General features: G+C 68.8%; 15 protein-coding genes, 1 other RNA gene and 1 riboswitch. Of the genes, 7 read left to right on the top strand and 9 right to left on the bottom strand.

What is annotated here, in order from left to right:
* Positions 1-11: 11 nt before the first annotated feature.
* The 3 genes from J2X65_RS19265 to ffs all read right to left on the bottom strand — a co-directional run bounded on the left by J2X65_RS19265 (position 12) and on the right by ffs (position 2,450).
* Complete coding sequence (locus tag J2X65_RS19265) at positions 12-1,967, bottom strand: DNA polymerase III subunit gamma/tau (protein ID WP_404977757.1); 1,956 nt, start codon at positions 1,965-1,967, stop codon at positions 12-14.
* A gap of 156 nt (positions 1,968-2,123) precedes the next feature.
* Complete coding sequence (locus J2X65_RS19260; protein ID WP_310204312.1) at positions 2,124-2,273, bottom strand: hypothetical protein; 150 nt, start codon at positions 2,271-2,273, stop codon at positions 2,124-2,126.
* A gap of 81 nt (positions 2,274-2,354) precedes the next feature.
* Positions 2,355-2,450, bottom strand: an RNA gene (ffs, locus tag J2X65_RS19255) — signal recognition particle sRNA small type.
* A gap of 216 nt (positions 2,451-2,666) precedes the next feature.
* Between ffs and J2X65_RS19250 the strand changes: the two genes are divergently transcribed.
* The gene (locus J2X65_RS19250; protein WP_310204310.1) at positions 2,667-3,005 is read left to right on the top strand and encodes a hypothetical protein; all 339 of its coding nucleotides are present in this window, start codon (positions 2,667-2,669) and stop codon (positions 3,003-3,005) included.
* 147 nt (positions 3,006-3,152) lie between these two features.
* On the opposite strand, the gene pip is transcribed toward J2X65_RS19250, so the two are convergent.
* Positions 3,153-4,109 carry a prolyl aminopeptidase gene (gene pip / locus J2X65_RS19245; RefSeq protein ID WP_310204599.1) on the bottom strand — a complete coding sequence of 319 codons (957 nt, stop codon included), beginning with the start codon at positions 4,107-4,109 and terminating at the stop codon, positions 3,153-3,155.
* 320 nt (positions 4,110-4,429) lie between these two features.
* Between pip and J2X65_RS19240 the strand changes: the two genes are divergently transcribed.
* Both J2X65_RS19240 and nudC read left to right on the top strand, forming a co-directional pair.
* Complete coding sequence (locus J2X65_RS19240) at positions 4,430-4,882, top strand: HIT family protein (protein WP_310204307.1); 453 nt, start codon at positions 4,430-4,432, stop codon at positions 4,880-4,882.
* On the top strand, positions 4,879-5,841 hold the full coding sequence (gene nudC, locus J2X65_RS19235; protein WP_310204303.1) for an NAD(+) diphosphatase: 963 nt from the start codon (positions 4,879-4,881) through the stop codon (positions 5,839-5,841). The genes J2X65_RS19240 and nudC overlap by 4 nt, the downstream gene beginning before the upstream one ends.
* A gap of 33 nt (positions 5,842-5,874) precedes the next feature.
* Here the strand turns inward: nudC and J2X65_RS19230 are convergent, their stop codons facing one another.
* Complete coding sequence (locus tag J2X65_RS19230) at positions 5,875-6,402, bottom strand: hypothetical protein (RefSeq protein ID WP_310204300.1); 528 nt, start codon at positions 6,400-6,402, stop codon at positions 5,875-5,877.
* Between the two features lie 148 nt (positions 6,403-6,550).
* Positions 6,551-7,693: a 2'-deoxycytidine 5'-triphosphate deaminase gene (locus J2X65_RS19225; RefSeq protein ID WP_310204297.1), complete on the bottom strand. Its 1,143-nt coding sequence runs from the start codon at positions 7,691-7,693 to the stop codon at positions 6,551-6,553.
* Positions 7,694-7,795: 102 nt separating this feature from the next.
* Positions 7,796-7,877: riboswitch (SAM riboswitch) on the top strand.
* Positions 7,878-7,925: 48 nt separating this feature from the next.
* On the opposite strand from J2X65_RS19225, the gene J2X65_RS19220 reads away from it, so the two are divergent.
* The 4 genes from J2X65_RS19220 to argE all read left to right on the top strand — a co-directional run bounded on the left by J2X65_RS19220 (position 7,926) and on the right by argE (position 12,638).
* On the top strand, positions 7,926-9,143 hold the full coding sequence (locus J2X65_RS19220) for an O-succinylhomoserine sulfhydrylase (RefSeq protein ID WP_310204293.1): 1,218 nt from the start codon (positions 7,926-7,928) through the stop codon (positions 9,141-9,143).
* Between the two features lie 255 nt (positions 9,144-9,398).
* Positions 9,399-9,791, top strand: a complete 393-nt coding sequence (gene apaG / locus J2X65_RS19215) for a Co2+/Mg2+ efflux protein ApaG (protein WP_310204289.1) — start codon at positions 9,399-9,401, stop codon at positions 9,789-9,791.
* Positions 9,792-9,894: 103 nt separating this feature from the next.
* On the top strand, positions 9,895-11,346 hold the full coding sequence (locus J2X65_RS19210; RefSeq protein WP_310204285.1) for a TrkH family potassium uptake protein: 1,452 nt from the start codon (positions 9,895-9,897) through the stop codon (positions 11,344-11,346).
* 128 nt (positions 11,347-11,474) lie between these two features.
* Positions 11,475-12,638: an acetylornithine deacetylase gene (gene argE, locus J2X65_RS19205; RefSeq protein WP_310204282.1), complete on the top strand. Its 1,164-nt coding sequence runs from the start codon at positions 11,475-11,477 to the stop codon at positions 12,636-12,638.
* 439 nt (positions 12,639-13,077) lie between these two features.
* On the opposite strand, the gene J2X65_RS19200 is transcribed toward argE, so the two are convergent.
* From J2X65_RS19200 to J2X65_RS19190, 3 genes are all read right to left on the bottom strand, one after another.
* Positions 13,078-14,130: an Hsp33 family molecular chaperone gene (locus J2X65_RS19200; protein ID WP_310204279.1), complete on the bottom strand. Its 1,053-nt coding sequence runs from the start codon at positions 14,128-14,130 to the stop codon at positions 13,078-13,080.
* Between the two features lie 111 nt (positions 14,131-14,241).
* Positions 14,242-15,183, bottom strand: a complete 942-nt coding sequence (gene argF / locus J2X65_RS19195; RefSeq protein WP_310204277.1) for an ornithine carbamoyltransferase — start codon at positions 15,181-15,183, stop codon at positions 14,242-14,244.
* A complete protein-coding gene (locus J2X65_RS19190; protein WP_310204274.1) occupies positions 15,180-16,382 on the bottom strand; it encodes an aspartate aminotransferase family protein in 1,203 nt (400 codons plus the stop codon). Before J2X65_RS19190 ends, argF begins: the two co-directional genes overlap by 4 nt.
* Between the last annotated feature and the right edge of the window lie 231 nt (positions 16,383-16,613).

Here is a 16,613-nt window from a genome sequence, read left to right as displayed (position 1 = left end):
GGTTCCTTACCTCAGAATTCGATTTCATCATCCGGGCCCGGGCCGTCGTCTCGCGCGGCCATCAGGTCTGAATCGCTCGTATAATCAATCTCTTGCGGGACCTCGACCGTGGTGCGCACATCCACGATCTTTGCGCCGGGGAAGCGGGACAGCACCGCTTCCACCAACGGGTTGGCCTGCACGTCGGTGAGCAGGGTCTCGCGGGCGGATTTCGCTTTCTCCGCAACGGTTTGCTCGCCTTCCTCGCGCGAGATCGCCACTAGCCAGCGCCGGCCCGTCCAGTCGCTGAGCTTGTTCTGCAGCTCGGTGAGCAAGCCGGGGCCGGCCTCGGCGGTGAGGGCGATCTCCAGCCTGCCATCCTCGAAGGCGACGGGCCGGACGTGATTCTCCAATGAAAACTTGAGCTTAAGGTCACGGCGGGCGGAGGCCAGCGCCACCAGATCGGCCATGGTCTCGATGCGGATGCCCGGCGCCGCTTCCGCCGGCCGTTCGACCGGGCGCGGGGTTTCGGTGCGGCTGGCGAGCGCCAGATGCGAGGCCGGTGCGGTGTACGGTGCGGCCGATGGCGCGGCGCTGGCGACCGGTGAGGCCAACTGCTTCGAAATTGCGGCCGATTGCACCGCCGCGGCGGTTGCCGGGCCGGACGTGCGGGCCAGCGGACCGGGCGTGGAACCGCCCATGCGGGGAGCCGGAACGTCGCCGCCCCCGCCCGGAGCCCCCTCGGTATCGCGCAGCTTGCGCAGCGCCTCGTCAGGGGTCGGCAGGTCGCTGGCATAGGCGAGGCGCACCAGCGCCATCTCCGCCGCCTGCATCGGCTTGGCTGCCTGCTGCACCTCGGCAAGGCCCTTGGTGAGCATCTGCCAGGCGCGGGCCAGTACCCGCATCGACAGCGCCTCGGCGAGGGCGCGGCCGCGCACCCGCTCGGCCTCCACCAGCGCCGCGTCCTCGGCGGCCTGCGGCAGGATCTTCAGCCGGGTGACCAGATGGGTGAACTCGGCGAGATCGGCGATCACCACCGCCGGGTCGGCGCCGGTGTCGTATTGCTCGCGCAGCTCGACGAGGGCGCTGCCGATGTCGCCCCTCATCAGCGCCTCGAACAGATCGATGATCCGGCCGCGATCGGCGAGGCCCAGCAGCGAGCGCACCTGCTCGGCATGCACCGTCCCGCTGCCATGCGCGATGGCCTGGTCGAGCAGCGAGAGCGAATCGCGCACCGAGCCCTCGGCCGCGCGGGCGACAAGGCTGAGCGCCTCGGCATCGATGGTGACGCCCTCCGTCGCGCAGATGCCGCGCAGATGGCTCGCCAGCACGCCACTGTCGATGCGGCGCAGATCGAAGCGCTGGCAGCGCGAGAGCACGGTCACCGGCACCTTGCGGATCTCGGTGGTGGCAAAGACGAACTTCACATGCTCCGGCGGCTCTTCCAGCGTCTTCAGCAGGCCGTTGAAGGCCGCGTTGGAGAGCATGTGCACTTCGTCGATGATGAAGACGCGGTAGCGCGCCAGCGCCGGCCGGTAGCGGGTCGCCTCGATGATCTCGCGCACGTCGCCGATGCCGGTATTGGAGGCGGCGTCCATCTCCTGCACGTCGACATGGCGCGATTCGATGATGTCGCGGCAATGGCGGCCGAGCGCGGGCATGTCGAGCGTCGGCACGCCGCCGCCCGGCGGGGCGTCCATCGGCTCGTAATTCAGGGCGCGGGCGAGGATGCGGGCGGTGGTGGTCTTGCCCACCCCGCGCACGCCAGTGAGGATATAGGCCTGCGCGATGCGCCCGGAGGCGAAGGCGTTGCGCAGGGTGCGCACCATCGGCTCCTGCCCGATCAGATCGGCAAAGGTCTGTGGCCGGTATTTGCGCGCCAGCACGCGATAGGGCGTCGCCGCCGCTCCCGATCGGGCGGCAGCCGGCGGCGTCCCGGCAATCAGGCTCGGCATGTCGTCGGAAGTATCGGGCGTGTCGGCGCTCATGGTCCCTTCCATGGTCCCTACATAGCATCGCGAGATGGCATCGAGGCAACCGGCGGGCGAAAGGGTGGGGAAAAATCGCCGCGGCAAGGCATCGGAGCGAGGCATCGGGGTCGCGCAGCGCGGCCAGGCACCGGGGCCAGGCGGATGCGTCGGCGCTCAGCCGCCGATCGACTGCCGGCGTGGCAGCCGCCACAGCGCCCAGGCGGCGAGAAGCGCGACCGCCGCGATGCCGGAAACCACGACGCCGTCGAAAAAGGTTTCATGCGGCAGGCGGGATATCGCCGCCATTGCCGTCAGCAGCACCACGGCAACGCCGCCGCGTGCGGCACGCTACCGGCCGGCGGGCGGATTCTCGGCCATCGCCGGCGCTCCGGGCAACAGGAAAGGGTGGGAGGCTGACATGCGACCCGAGACGGGCTCGTTGGGGCTGCTTCCTTCCGGACCTGACCCGGTTGGCGAGTGGCTCGTCCACCGCCAACCTCCCGCCGCCTATATCGGGCAGATGGAGCGGGGATGCAAGGGGGAAGCGAGCCAGCGATGCGTCAAGGCGCGAGGGATCGGCAGCAGGATATGTTCGGCGGAACGAAACACAATCAATGCCTACTCAAAGGTAAAATGGGGTGAATGCGGAACCATTGGTGAAAAGGGAAATTGTATCGTCACGAAATGGCTTCGAAATTCACTGTCGAGGAGACGATCATGCGCAAGATATTTTCCATTGCCGCTGCCGGTGTTCTGCTCGCGAGTTCGCCGATGCTTGTTGCTCCCATCGCCGCCCAGGCGCAAGGCTTCAATATCGAAGTCGGCCCCGGCGGTGTGCGCACCGTGCCCAATGAGCCCCGCTATCGCTATGACGACCGCGGCCCGCGCCGCATGGGGTGTAGCCAGCGGGAGGCGCGGGCCGCAGCCCGCGAGGAGGGCCTGCGTGGTGCCGAGGTGGTGCGGGTGACGGATCGTTCGATCACGGTCGAAGGCATGAGCCGTCGCGGCCCGGAACGTATTCGTTTCGCCAATGCGCCGGGTTGCCCGACCATCTGACCTCGGCCGCCGATACCTGGCATTTCCAATGACAAGCCCGCCGTGGGAGACCGCGGCGGGTTTTCGCCGATCGATGGGATACCTGCACCGCTCGCGGGCACTCGTGTCGTTCGCCTGCCATCGAGCGGCGAGCCCGACTTCTTGCGCTCAGCCCGCGAAGCGGTCCGTCGCCCGGATCAGCCGGTCGAGTATCCCCGGCTCGATATAGGCGTGCCCGGCGCCCTCGATGAGGTGGAACTCGGCTTCCGGCCATGCCTTGTGTAGCAGCCAGGCATATTTCGCCGGGCAGGGCATGTCGTAGCGGCCATGCACGATGACGCCGGGAATGCCGGCGAGCCTGGGAGCGTCGCGCAGCAGCTGGCCTTCCTCCAGCCAGGAATCGTGGAAGAAATAGTGGTTCTCAACCCGCGCGAAGGCCAGCGCGTAATGGCCGTCATGATAGGGCGCGGTGAGCTCCGGATTGGGCAGCAGGGTAATGGTTTCGCCCTCCCAGATCGTCCACGCCTTGGCGGCTTCCAGCTTCCTCGTCTCGTCGTCGCCGGTGAGCAAAGCGCGATAGGCGCGCACCGGATCGGCCCGCTCGGCCTCGGTCCTCAAGGGGGTGAGGAATCGCTCCCATTTGTCCGGGAACATCTCCGACACGCCGAAGCGGTAATACCAGTCGATCTCGGCGCGGGTCATGGTGTAGATGCCGCGCAGGATCAGCGCCGAGACCCGCTCCGGGTGGGTTTCGGCATAGGCGAGCGCCAGCGTCGAGCCCCAGGAGCCGCCGAACACCAGCCACTGCTCATGGCCGAATGTCTCCCGCAGCCGCTCGATATCGGCGACGAGGTCCCAGGTGGTGTTGGCCTCCAGCGCGGCATATGGGGTGGAGCGGCCGCAGCCGCGCTGGTCGAACAGGATCACGTCGTAGCGCGCGGGGTCGAACAGCCGGCGGTGGCTCTCGCTGATGCCGGCGCCCGGCCCGCCATGCAGGAACACCGCCGGCTTGGCGCCCGGCGTGCCGACGCGTTCGTAATAGAGCGAATGGCCGTCGCCGACATCGAGCCGGCCGGTCTCATAGGGTTCGATGGCGGGGTAGAGGCTGCGGAGCTCGGTCATGATGCGATCTGCAATGGAGGACGGGGCAGGCGCGCGGTGGTCACTCAGGCGCCTGGACGGCGAGGGGCTGGGCGGCCGGCCGAGGAGGAGACCGGTGCCGTCGCCCGCGCCGGGGCAAGCGCGGCGGCGAGAAACGGGAAGGGGCGAAGCGGCATCGGCATCTCCACTGTCGAGGGCGCCATGAAGACCGCTGCCGCGTGTCTTATCAAGCCGGAAAGTCGGCGGGCGGACCGGCTCGCCGGGCCGCCGCGCGATTGCCGCTGCCTTCCGCCGCCCGGCTCGGCTATAGGTGGCCGACGAGCCGACCCGCAGGGAGATGAGACGTGACGACACCGGAAACCGCCGGCACCGATGCCGGCCGCGAGCCCTTCGCCCTCGACGCGCGCCTGGCGGCCGACACCTTTCCCGTTGCCGAACTGCGGCGCAGCACGCTGCTGCTGATGAACGACGCCCGCTACCCCTGGCTGATCCTGGTGCCGCGCATTGCCGGCGCCACCGAGCTGATCGACCTCGACCCGGCGACCCGCGCCTCGGTGATGCACGAGCTCGACGCGGTGGCGCGGGCGCTGAAGACGCAGACCGGCTGCGACAAGCTGAACGTGGCGGCGCTGGGCAATATGGTGCGGCAGCTGCACATCCATGTCATCGCCCGCTTCGAGACCGACACCGCCTGGCCGAACCCGGTCTGGGGGCGCGGCGCGCCGGTGCCCTATGCCTGGGCCGCGGCGCAGGACCTGATCGAGCCGCTCAAGGCGGCGCTGGAGGATCTGGCGTGAGCGTGAGCGATTTCGATGCCGCCGGGCTCGGGGAGTGGCCGGCTCTCGGCTACAGCGCCTTCCGGCTCGACCGGGCCAGCGACCGGCGCGCGCGCATGCCGGAATTCCTCGCCGACCCGCGGGCGCAGGCCTGCCTGATCGCCGGCGAGACGGTGGTGCTGGCCAGGGCCGGCGAGGGGGAGCAGCGGGCCCTCATGCCGTTCGCCGAGGCGGTGGCGCTGGGCGGGCGCACCGGCGAAGCCTGCCTGCTCGGCCTCGATGGCGAGGTGCCGCACATCGTGCTGCCGCTGCACGCCGCATCGGCAGCGGTGCTGGCCGAGCGGGAGGAGTTCCTGCTCACCGACCTGCGCTCGATCGCCGTGCAGGGGCTGGTGTCGCCGCCGGAGCTCGCCGAGCTCGCCTGCGCCAAGGCGATGCTCGCCTGGCATGCCCGGCGCAGCTTCTGCTCCAATTGCGGCACCCGGCTCACCGTCGGCGAGGCGGGGTGGCGGCGGGAATGCCCGCATTGCGGCGCGCAGCATTTCCCGCGTACCGACCCGGTGGTGATCATGCTGACCATCGACGGCGAGGAATGCCTGCTCGGCCGCTCCGCCCGCTTCGCGCCGGGCGTGTGGTCGTGCCTCGCCGGCTTCGTTGAGCCGGGCGAGACCTTCGAGGAGGCGGCGCGGCGCGAGACCCTCGAGGAGGCCGGCATCCGCACCGGGGCGGCGCGCTATCTGTGCTCGCAGCCCTGGCCGTTCCCGATGTCGGTGATGATCGGCTTCCACCTTCAGGCGGCCAGCCGGGAGATCCGCATCGACGATGTCGAGCTGGAGGGCGCGCGCTGGTTCCACCGCGACGAGGCCCGGCTGCTGCTGACCCGCACCCACCCGGACGGGCTGGTGGCGCCGCCGCCGATGGCGATCGCGCATCATTTGCTTCGCGCCTTCGTCGAGGGACGCGACCCGCCGGCGGGATGAACCCGCCGCACGGTAGAGCCCGGCCTTAGCAAGTCAACGCTTGGCCAATGCCGCCTTTTCGATGCTCTTGGCGAAGAGTGGCGTCTCGCCCTGATTGTGCACCGACGACGCCTTCTGGCGAGCGGCGGCGGCCTCCTCGAAGGCGATGCCGTGCTCCTTGATGAACGCGTCGAAGGCATCGGTGGCGCGGGCGGTGACGCTGTTGCGGTATTCGACGCGGCCGTCTTCCAGCTGCCGGGCGGACAGCTCCCAGGTCACTTCCGAGGTGGTGCGGCCCTGGGCGCCGAAGACGTCGGTGATCGAGACGAGCTTCAGATCGTGCGGATCGGCGTGGTGCTCGACATAGTTCTGCACCAAGAGCGCGCCGCCGATGCGCTCCACATTGATCGACATGCGGGTGCCGTCATCGGCGAAGGTCGCGCCGCAGGCAATGTGATCCGGCGAGCAGCGCTTGTATTCGGCGGTCGGCAGCGCATAGAGCCATGCGGGGATGTCGATCTTCTCGAACGGCGCGTCGATGATCGCGGTGAAGGACGACTGCGAAAGAATGGCTCCGGCCATGATCCTGCTCCTGCTTGGGTCCGCCTTTCGGACCGCCGGGAGCGTCTCATTGCAGTGCGGCATGCACCATCAGACGCCGGTTTTGCCGAAGCCATCCAAAGGTTTGCCGGCCGTGATCTTCGTCTGGTCGGCGCTCGCCCCTCGCGCGTCAGCCTTCCCGTACCCACGGCCGGAAATGCTTGGACAGCTTCAGGCCCTGCGCCTGGTAGTTGGAGCCGAGGCCCTCGCCATAGAGCGAGCGCGGCGTCTCCAGCATGCGCTCATAGACGAGGCGGCCGACGATCTGGCCGTCTTCCAGGATGAACGGCACCTCGCGCGAGCGCACTTCCAGCACCGCGCGGGCCCCACGATGCGGACTGTTTTGCCCGCCGGCCGCCGCATGGCCGAAGCCGGGATCGAAGAAGCCGGCGTAGTGCACGCGGAACTCGCCGACCAGCGGGTCGAACGGCACCATCTCCGCGGCGAAGCCGGGCGGCACATGCACGGCTTCCTTGGAGGCGAGGATGTAGAAGGCGTCGGGGTCGAGCACCAGTTCGCGCCGGCCGCGCGTCACCAGCGGCTCCCAATAATCGTCGACATCGCAGGCGGCGCGCTTGTCGATGTCGATCAGCCCGGTGTGGCGCTTGGCCCGGAAGCCGAGCAGCCCGCCGAAGCCGGCGCCCGACAGGTCGACACTGACCGCGATGCCGCCGCCGGCGACGTCCGGCTGCGGGGTATCGACCAGGCGCTCGGCGGCATTGAGCGCCGAGGTCTCCGCCTCGCCGAGGCGGGCGTCGCCGCGGCGGAAGCGGATCTGCGACAGCCGCGAACCCTTGCGCGCGAGGATCGGAAAGGTGCGGGGGCTGATCTCCAGATAGAGCTTGCCCTGATAGCCGGCGGGGATGACGTCGAAGGAGCGGGCACGGTCGGCGATGACGCGGGTGAACACGTCGAGCCGGCCGGTGGAGCTCTTCGGATTGGTGGAGGCGGCGATGCCGGCCGGCAGGGCGAGGGCTTCCTGCAGCTCGACCAGATAGACGCAGCCGGTCTCCAGCACCTCGCCGGTGGCGAGATCGAGCTTGTGCAGGGCGAGCTGCTTCAGCCGGTCGGCGACATCGGCATCGGCGCCGGGCAGGAAGCTCGCCCGGATGCGCCAGGCGGTGTCGCCGAGGCGCAGATCGAGGCTCGCCGGCTGGATCTGGTCGGCATCGAAGGGCGCCACGGCGCGGATGGCACCGGCGGCACTGAGCGCGGCGATGGCGCTGTCCGGCAGAATGCCGTCACCTGTTGCGGGCAGACCCAGTTCGGACACGCTTCGTCTCGCTTCGGTTGAGTGATCGCCAAAAGGGTGAATGTCCCGCGTTCGCTTTACCGGACGCGCCCCTTGACGCCAAGCGGGCGGCGGCGCTAATTGCCTCCACCACGTGGTCATTTGAAGCCGACCGGCTTGCCGCCACGCTAAACAAGGTTGCTAAAGAGGTCGGGGCCGCGCGGCGTGTGCGCGTGGGCGTCCCCGGTCTTACGCAAGACACCGGAGTCGCCGAATGACCGCTTCCTCTTCCGAACCCAAGCTTACTCCCGCCGAGATCGCCGAACTGCGCCCCGATACCCGCCTGGTGCATGGCGGCATCCTGCGTTCGCCCTTCGCGGAGACCTCCGAGGCGCTCTACCTGACGCAGGGCTATGTCTACGACACCGCCGAACAGGCGGAAGCCCGCTTCAAGGGCGACGATCCCGGCTTCATCTATACCCGCTATTCCAACCCGACCACGGCGATGTTCGAGGCCCGCCTCGCCCTGCTGGAAGGCGCGGAAGTGGCCCGCGCCACCGCCTCCGGCATGGCGGCGGTGACGGCGTCGCTGCTGTGCCAGCTCAAGGCCGGCGACCATGTGGTGGCGGCGCGCGCGCTGTTCGGCTCCTGCCGCTATGTGATCGAGGAATTGCTGCCGCGCTTCGGCGTGACCTCGACGCTGGTCGACGGCACCGACCTTGCCGCCTGGCAGGCGGCGGTGACGCCGGTGACCAAGGTGTTCTTCCTCGAGAGCCCCACCAACCCGACGCTCGAACTGGTCGACATCGCCGCGGTGGCCAAGATCGCCCATGATGCCAGCGCCAGCCTGGTGGTCGACAACGTGTTCGCCACCCCGATGCTGCAGAGCCCGATCGCGCTCGGGGCGGACATCGTGGTCTATTCGGCGACCAAGCACATTGATGGCCAGGGGCGCTGCCTCGCCGGCGTCATCCTGTGCTCGCAGCAATTCCTGACCGACCATCTGCAGACCTTCCTGCGCCAGACCGGCCCATCGGTGTCGCCGTTCAACGCCTGGGTGATGCTGAAGGGACTGGAGACGCTGCCGCTGCGCATCGAGCGTTCGCAGGCGAGCGCGGCGGCGCTGGCCGACCGGCTCGCCGGCGAAGGCAAGATCGGCAAGGTGATCTACCCCTACCGCGCCGACCATCCGCAATACGCGCTGGCCAAGCGGCAGATGCGCGGCGGCGGCACGCTGGTGACCTTCGAGGTGGCGGGCGGCAAGGCCGGCGCCTTCCGCTTCCTCAACCAGCTGAAGGTGGTGCGCATCTCCAACAATCTCGGCGATGCCAAGAGCCTGGTGACCCACCCGGCGACCACCACGCATCAGCGCTTCAACGCCGAGGCGCGGGCGGAGATGGGCATCTCCGACGGCATGGTGCGGCTGTCGGTCGGGCTCGAGCATGTCGACGACCTTGCCGACGACATCCAGCGCGCGCTGAAGGCGGTGTGAGCGGCGGGCGTCCCTCCGCGTTTCCTGCGCGTCGGTGTGCTGCCGGGCGGCTCCCTCTCCCCGGCGGGGAGAGGGGTGGGATGAGGGGTCTTCGCAGCTTCCCGATCGCGTCTCCCCTCACCGACCCGCTTCGCGGGCCACCTCTCCCCAACGGGGAGAGGGAAGGAAAGGGGGCGTATGGTGGGGCCCCTCTCCGCCTTGCCCTTGTCGCGCAATCGGCCTTCACTGCCCGGCGACGGATTCGAGGAGAGCGGAATGTACAGGGCCACCACGCGCGGCGTGCAGGTGACGGTGACGCCGCGTTTCGCGCCGGAACGCTCCGACCTCGCGCGCAGCCAGTATTTCTGGGCCTACACCATCGAGATCGTCAATCTCGGCGCCTCCACGGTGCAACTTCTGACCCGCCACTGGATCATCACCGATGCGCTGGGGCGGGTGCAGGAGGTGCGCGGCGCCGGGGTGGTGGGCGAGCGGCCGGTGCTGCCGCCCGGCGCGCATTTCGAATATACCAGCGGCGTGCCGCTGCCGACCTCTACCGGCTCGATGGAGGGCAGCTACGGCCTGGTAGACGAGGGCGGCGAGACGTTCGACGTCGAGGTGCCGGGCTTCTCGCTGGACATGCCGGGCACCGCCCGCACGCTCAACTGAACGCCGGCGCCCCGCCGGGCACGCTTGCCGCTTCCGGCGCATCGGGGAAGCGGTTATGCTCGGCTGCGTGCAACCCGCCGTGACGAGCCGAGTCCTCGCATCCGTGATCGATTTCCGTCCGATCGCCGCCGTGCTCGGCGTGCTGCTGGCCGTCCTCGGCACCACCATGATGATTCCGGCCCTCGTCGACGTGATGGCGGGGGAGGGTGACTTCATCATCTATGCCGCCACCGCGGCGATCACCGTCTTCGTCGGCCTGTCGCTGTGGCTCGCCGGCCGTACCGGCGAGGTGGAACTGCTCGGCCTGCGGCAGGCCTTCATCCTGACGACGCTGAGCTGGGTGCTGCTCTCGCTGTTCGCCGCCATTCCCTTCATGTGGTCGGAGACGCGGCTGTCCTTCGCCGACGCCTATTTCGAGGCGATGTCGGGGCTCACCACCACCGGGGCGACGGTGATCGCCAATCTCGACGACCGCCCGCCGGGCATATTGATCTGGCGCGCCTTCCTGCACTGGTACGGCGGCATCGGCATCATCGTCTTCGCCATGGCGTTCCTGCCGATGCTGCAGATCGGCGGCATGCAGCTGTTCCGGGCGGAATCCTCCGACAAATCCGAGAAGGTGCTGCCGCGCGCCGCGCAGCTCGCCAAGGGCATTATCGGCACCTATGTCGCGCTGACGCTGCTGTGCGGGCTCGCCTATGCGTTCGCCGGCATGGACGCCTTCGACGCGGTGGCCCATGCCATGGCGACGATCTCCACCGGCGGCTTCTCCACCCACGACGCCTCGATCGGCTTTTTCCACAGCGCCGCCATCGAATATGTGGCGATCGTGTTCATGATCGCCGGCTCGCTGCCCTTCCTGCTCTATGTGCGGGTGCTGGCCGGCGATTTCTCGCGGCTGTTCGCCAATACCGAGGTGCGGCTCTTCCTCGCCCTGGTCGCCGTGTTCACCCTGATCTCGATGTTCGAGCAGGTGCGGGGCGGCATCGCCGAAGGCGAGACCGCGCTGCGCCAGGCGCTGTTCAATGTGGTGTCGCTGATCTCGACCACCGGCTTCGTCGCGGTGGACTTCACCCATTGGGGGCCGCCCACCGACGCGCTCTATTTCATCCTGCTGTTTCTCGGCGGCTGCACCGGCTCGACCTCCGGCGGCATGAAGACCTTCCGCATCGCCATTCTCGGCTCGGCGCTGGTGCAGCATCTGAAGCGCATCATCTATCCCAGCGGCGTGTTCCCGGTGCGCTATGGCGGCGCGCCGATCGACGACGCCGTCGTCGCCTCGGTGCTGTCCTTCGGCTTTCTCTACCTCGCCAGTTTCGCGGTGATCGCCATCGCGCTGAACTGGTTCGGCCTCGACCTCGCCACCGCGCTTTCCGGCGCCATCACCGCCATCGGCAATGTCGGCCCCGGCATCGGCCCGCATATCGGCCCGGCGACCAATTTCGCCGGCCTGCCGGACCATGTGATCTGGATCCTGTCCTTCGGCATGCTGCTCGGGCGCCTCGAATTGTTCACCGTGCTGGTGCTGTTCCTGCCGAGCTTCTGGCGGCGCTGACCCAGGCTGGGCGCGCGGCGAGGACCGGAACGGAGGACTGTAACGGAGGACTGTAACGGACTTGCCGCGGACCGCATGATACCGTCTATGCTCGGTGGATCGACGAAGCGCGGAATCCGGGAGCGTTCATGCTGGCAGGCCGTACCACCACCGAGGAATTGCTGGCCTATCTCGTGGGCTTCGACACCACGAGCCGCAATTCCAACCTCCGGCTGATCGGCTTCGTGCGCGACTATCTGGAGGCCTTCGGCGTCGCCTCGGTGCTGGTGCCGAGCGCCGATGGCGAGAAGGCTAGCCTGTTCGCCACCATCGGCCCCGAGGGCGTCGGCGGCGTCTGCCTCTCCGGTCATTCCGACGTGGTGCCGGTGGACGGCCAGCCCTGGAGCACCGATCCCTTCACCCTGACGCCGAAGGACGACCGGCTCTATGGCCGCGGCGCCTGCGACATGAAGGGCTTCGTCGCCGCCTGCCTCGCCAAGGTGCCGGACATGGTGGCTTCGCGGCTGGCGACGCCGATCCACCTGCTGATCTCCTATGACGAGGAACTGGGCTGCACCGGGGTGATCCCGGCGGTGCGCAAGCTGGGCGTCGAGCTGCCGCTGCCGCGCGCCTGCATCGTCGGCGAGCCGACCTCGATGAAGGTGGTGGACGCGCACAAATCCGGTACCGGCTATGTGACGACGGTGACCGGCCGCGAGGCGCATTCCTCCATGCCGCATCTCGGCGCCAACGCCATCTTCGCCAGCGCCGAACTTATTGCCGAACTCGACCGGCTGCGGGTGGAACTGATCGAGGCCGGCGACGCCTCGGGACGCTTCGATCCGCCGAACTCGACCTTGCAGGTGGTGGGCATCGAGGGCGGCACCGCCGGCAACATCGTGCCGCGCCGCTGCGTGGTGAAATGGAATCTGCGCGGCCTGCCGGATTTCGACGAGGAAAGCCTCGTCGCCGGTTTCGAGCGCTTCGCCCGGCAGATCGTGCTGCCGAAGCTGCAGGCCGACGCGCCGGAGGCGGAGATCAGCACCCATTTCACCTACCGGGTGCCGCCGCTCTCCCCGCAACCGGGCTCGGAGGCGGAACGGCTGGCCTTGCGGCTCGCCGGGCAGAACGCCACCTTCGCCGTCTCCTACGGCACCGAGGGCGGCCATTTTCAGGCCCAGGGCGTGCCGACGGTGATCTGCGGGCCGGGCTCGATCGACCAGGCGCACAAGCCGGACGAATTCATCGAAGTGGCGCAGCTGCGCGCCTGCGAGCGGTTCCTCGACGGGCTGATCGCGGAATGTGCGGGGTAGGCGAGGCGCTGGGGGGAGACCTCAGGGGACGCGCGGCTGGCCGAGAGGCTGGCCGGTGATTGTTCTCGTTCCGACCGATTTCATCCTGAGGTCACCGGCGGTAGCCGGGCCTCGAAAGGATGCTCGTCCAGATGCGGGCGCAACCGGAGACCCATCCTTCGAGACTCGCTGTGCTCGCACCTCAGGATGACGACGCTTCATAAAGGCAAGGGCGAAACGCGATTTGCGTGATCCCGACCCTTCGGGGCCTGCCTTTCCTCTCCCCGCTGGGGAGAGGTGGTCCGCGAGGCGGGTCGGTGAGGGGCGACGCGATTGGGAAGCCTCGAAGACCCCTCACCCCAGCCCTCTCCCCAATGGGGAGAGGGGGCAGGTCGCTTCTACGCGATCCTGGCCCGGTCCTGTGAGCCGTCCGGGATGACGCTTGGGCGGGGGCGCCCGCTCACGCCTCGTCGGAGGCGGCTTCCGGCTCCTCCGGGCCGACGATCTCCTCGGCCTTGAAGTCATAGGCGCGGCCGCAGAATTCGCAGGTCACCACCACCTTGCCGTCCTCGACGAGGCTCTCGCGCTCCTCGCGCGAAAAATTCGCCAGCACATTGGTGACGCGCTCGCGCGAGCAGGAGCATTTGGCGACGACGTTTTCCGCCTGGAACACCCGCACGCCGCGCTCGTGGAACAGCCGGAACAGCAGCCGTTCGGCGGAGAGATCGCCATCGACCAGCTCGACATCCTCCAGCGTGCCGACCAGCGACTGCGCTTCCATCCAGGCATCGTCGCCCTCCGCCGCCGCCGGAAGCTCGGTGCCTTCCGGCGCATCGCCCGGATGCAGGTCGACCGGGCGGATACGGCCGCCCTCGGTCGGCAGGAACTGCACCATCAGCCCGCCGGCGCGCCACGACGAGGCGGCATCGCCGGGATGCACCTCCTCGGCCACCGCGAGCCGCACACGGGTGGGGATCTGCTCCGACTGGGCGAAGTAACGATGCGCGGCATCCTCGAGATTGCCGCCTTCCAGCGCCACGATGCCCTGGTAGCGGTTGGCGCTCAGCCCCTGGTCGATGGTCATGGCGAGATGGCCGGCGCCGAGCAGCGCGCCGCTGTCGAGCCGCTGGCCGGGCGTCAGCGCCGCCTGCATCGCCTGCAGGCGCTCCGCGTTGAAACGCGCATAGGCGCGCACATCCTGCGGCGCGGTGAAATCGACCACCAGCAGGTCCACCGGCCCGTCGGTGCGGGTCTGCAGGATGAAGCGGCCGGAGATCTTCAGCGTCGAGCCGAGCAGCACGGTGAGCGCCACCGCCTCGCCGAGCAGACGCTTGACCAGCGGCGGATAGGTGTGGTGCGCCATGACGGCATCGAGCGCGCTGCCGAGGCGCACCACGCGCCCGCGCACGTCGAGGCCGTCGACGTGGAAAGGGGTGACCTGATCGTCCACCGCCTCGGCGAGCGGGAGGCGGGCGGTCTGCGAAGGATCGGGGGTGGGGATGGAGTGTGTCATGTCGCCCGCCCATATGGGTGCGAAGGTGGCGTTGCGCGAGAGGCGGTGGTTCCGGCCTCCCGCGCCGCCGGAGCCGGGACGATGGGCGCCCCCGCGGGGCGCCCGGCGAGCTCAGGCCGAGGCGCCCTCCAGGCACCAGGCGAGGATGCCCTTCTGCGCGTGCAGCCGGTTCTCCGCCTCGTCGAACACCACCGATTGCGGACCGTCCATCACCTCGTCGGTGACTTCCTCGCCGCGATGGGCCGGCAGGCAGTGCATGAAAAGCGCGTCCTTGGCCGCGCGCCGCATCAGCGCGCCGTTGACCTGATAGGGCTTGAGCAGGTTGTGGCGGCGTTCGGCCTCCACATCGCCCATCGACACCCAGGTGTCGGTGACGACGCAATCGACGCCCTCGACCGCTTCCTCGGCGCGGGTGCCGAAGCGCACGCGGGCGCCGGTCTGCTTCACCCAATCGACCAGCGCCGGGCGCGGGGCGAGCTCCGGCGGGGTGGCGACGTTGAGCGCGAAATCGAAGCGCTCCGCCGCGTGCACCCAGGAGGTCAGCACATTGTTGGCGTCGCCGGTCCAGGCGACCGTGCGGCCCTGGATCGAACCCCGGTGCTCCTCGAAAGTCATCACATCCGCCATGATCTGGCAGGGATGGCTGTCGCGGGTCAGCCCGTTGATCACCGGCACGGTGGCGTGGGCGGCGAGTTCCTCCAGCGCGGCATGATCGAGGATGCGGATCATGATCGCGTCGACATAGCGCGACAGCACCTTGGCGGTATCGGCGATGGTCTCGCCGCGACCGAGCTGCATCTCGGCGCCGGTGAGCATGATGGTCTCGCCGCCGAGCTGGCGCATGGCGACATCGAAGGAGATGCGGGTACGGGTGGAGGGCTGGTCGAACACCATCGCCAGCACCTTGCCGGCAAAGGGCTTCTCCAGCGCCACCTTCTGCCGGCGCTTCTTCAGATCGTGCGAGAAGCGCATGAGTTCGCGCAGTTCGCCGGCGGGCAGGGCGTTCAGATCGAGAAAATGCTTCACGCCGTTCTTCGCGTCATTGGCCGTCATGCCGCGGCTCCCTCGGATGCGGTGAGAGAGGCTTCGATGCGCGTGCAGGCGGCATCGAGCTTCTCGAAGGCGGCGTCGATCTCCGCTTCGCCGATGTTCAGGGGCGGCAGCAGGCGCACGACGTTCTCCGCCGCCGCCGGCGCCAGCATGTGCTCGGCCCGCATGGCGGCGATGAGGTCGCCATTGGGCACCAGGGTGCGCAGGCCGATAAGCAGGCCCTCGCCGCGCACCTCGGCGATGACCGCGGGGTGGCGGTCCTTCAATTCGGCGAGGCGCTGGCGCAGGCGGGCGGCGGTGGCCTGCACCTTGTCGAGGAAGCCGTCGGCGAGCACCACGTCGAGCACGGCATTGGCGACGCTCATGGCGAGCGGGTTGCCGCCATAGGTCGAGCCGTGGGTGCCGAGCGTCATGCCCTTGGCGGCTTCTTCGGTGGCGAGGCAGGCGCCGACCGGGAAGCCGCCGCCGATGCCCTTGGCCACCGCCATGATGTCCGGCGTGATGCCGGCCCATTCATGGGCGAAGAACTTGCCGGTGCGGCCGACACCGCACTGCACCTCGTCGAGCACCAGCAGCAGGCCCTTCTCGTCGCACAGCGCGCGCAGGGCGCGCAGGAACGGCCACGAGGCCGAGCGCACGCCGCCTTCGCCCTGCACCGGCTCGATGAGGATGGCGCCGGTCTCCGGCCCGATGGCCGCCTTCACCGCCTCGAGGTCGCCATACGGCACCTGGTCGAAGCCTTCCAGCGCCGGGCCGAAGCCTTCCAGATATTTGGCGTTGCCGCCGGCGGCGATGGTCGCCAGCGTGCGGCCGTGGAAGGCGCCCTCGAAGGTGACGATGCGGCTGCGCTCCGGCGCGCCGTTGGCGTAGTGGTATTTGCGCGCCATCTTGATCGCGCATTCCAGCGCTTCCGCGCCGGAATTGGTGAAGAACATGGTGTCGGCGAAGGTCGCCTCGACGAGGCGGCGCGCGAGCGTCTCCGCGCCCTCGATGCGGAACACGTTGGACAGGTGCCACACTTTGCCGGCCTGCTCGGTCAGCGCCGCGACGAGATGCGGATGCGCGTGGCCGAGGACGTTCACCGCGATGCCGGCGGTGAAGTCGAGATATCGCTGCCCGTCCTTGGTGAACAGCCAGGCGCCTTCGCCCCGCTCGAAAACCAGGTCGACGCGATTATAGGTCGGCAGGATGGGGTCGATCACCTGCCCCTCCTCTATTGATGACGGCTCTGAAAGCCTGGGCCCAAAACGAAACGTGCCGCCCTTGCGGGGGCGGCACCCGATGCGGCGGATTTTAAAGGAACGCCGCCGGGGGTCAACATGGCCAGTCAACATGACAGACCGACAACAAATGGCCGACAACAAATGGCCGACAACAAATGGCCGGCGGCAGGGCGCGCCGCCGGCCGGTGCGATCCGCCTGCAGACAAATCC

It is taken from the genome of Ancylobacter sp. 3268 (assembly GCF_031456575.1).
GTDB lineage: Bacteria > Pseudomonadota > Alphaproteobacteria > Rhizobiales > Xanthobacteraceae > Ancylobacter.
The sequence above is the reverse complement of the archived record's forward strand: the minus strand, read 5'-3'. Positions and strand labels throughout refer to the sequence as shown.

Bases quoted from the DNA above. Each gene is read 5' to 3' on its own strand.
- argF (WP_310204277.1), bottom strand. From the start codon at position 15,183: ATGACGGCCAATGACGCGAAGAACGGCGTGAAGCATTTTCTCGATCTG.
- argE (WP_310204282.1), top strand. From the start codon at position 11,475: ATGCTGGCAGGCCGTACCACCACCGAGGAATTGCTGGCCTATCTCGTG.
- J2X65_RS19230 (WP_310204300.1), bottom strand. From the start codon at position 6,402: ATGGCCGGAGCCATTCTTTCGCAGTCGTCCTTCACCGCGATCATCGAC.
- apaG (WP_310204289.1), top strand. From the start codon at position 9,399: ATGTACAGGGCCACCACGCGCGGCGTGCAGGTGACGGTGACGCCGCGT.
- J2X65_RS19200 (WP_310204279.1), bottom strand. From the start codon at position 14,130: ATGACACACTCCATCCCCACCCCCGATCCTTCGCAGACCGCCCGCCTC.
- J2X65_RS19250 (WP_310204310.1), top strand. From the start codon at position 2,667: ATGCGCAAGATATTTTCCATTGCCGCTGCCGGTGTTCTGCTCGCGAGT.
- J2X65_RS19265 (WP_404977757.1), bottom strand. From the start codon at position 1,967: ATGAGCGCCGACACGCCCGATACTTCCGACGACATGCCGAGCCTGATT.
- J2X65_RS19220 (WP_310204293.1), top strand. From the start codon at position 7,926: ATGACCGCTTCCTCTTCCGAACCCAAGCTTACTCCCGCCGAGATCGCC.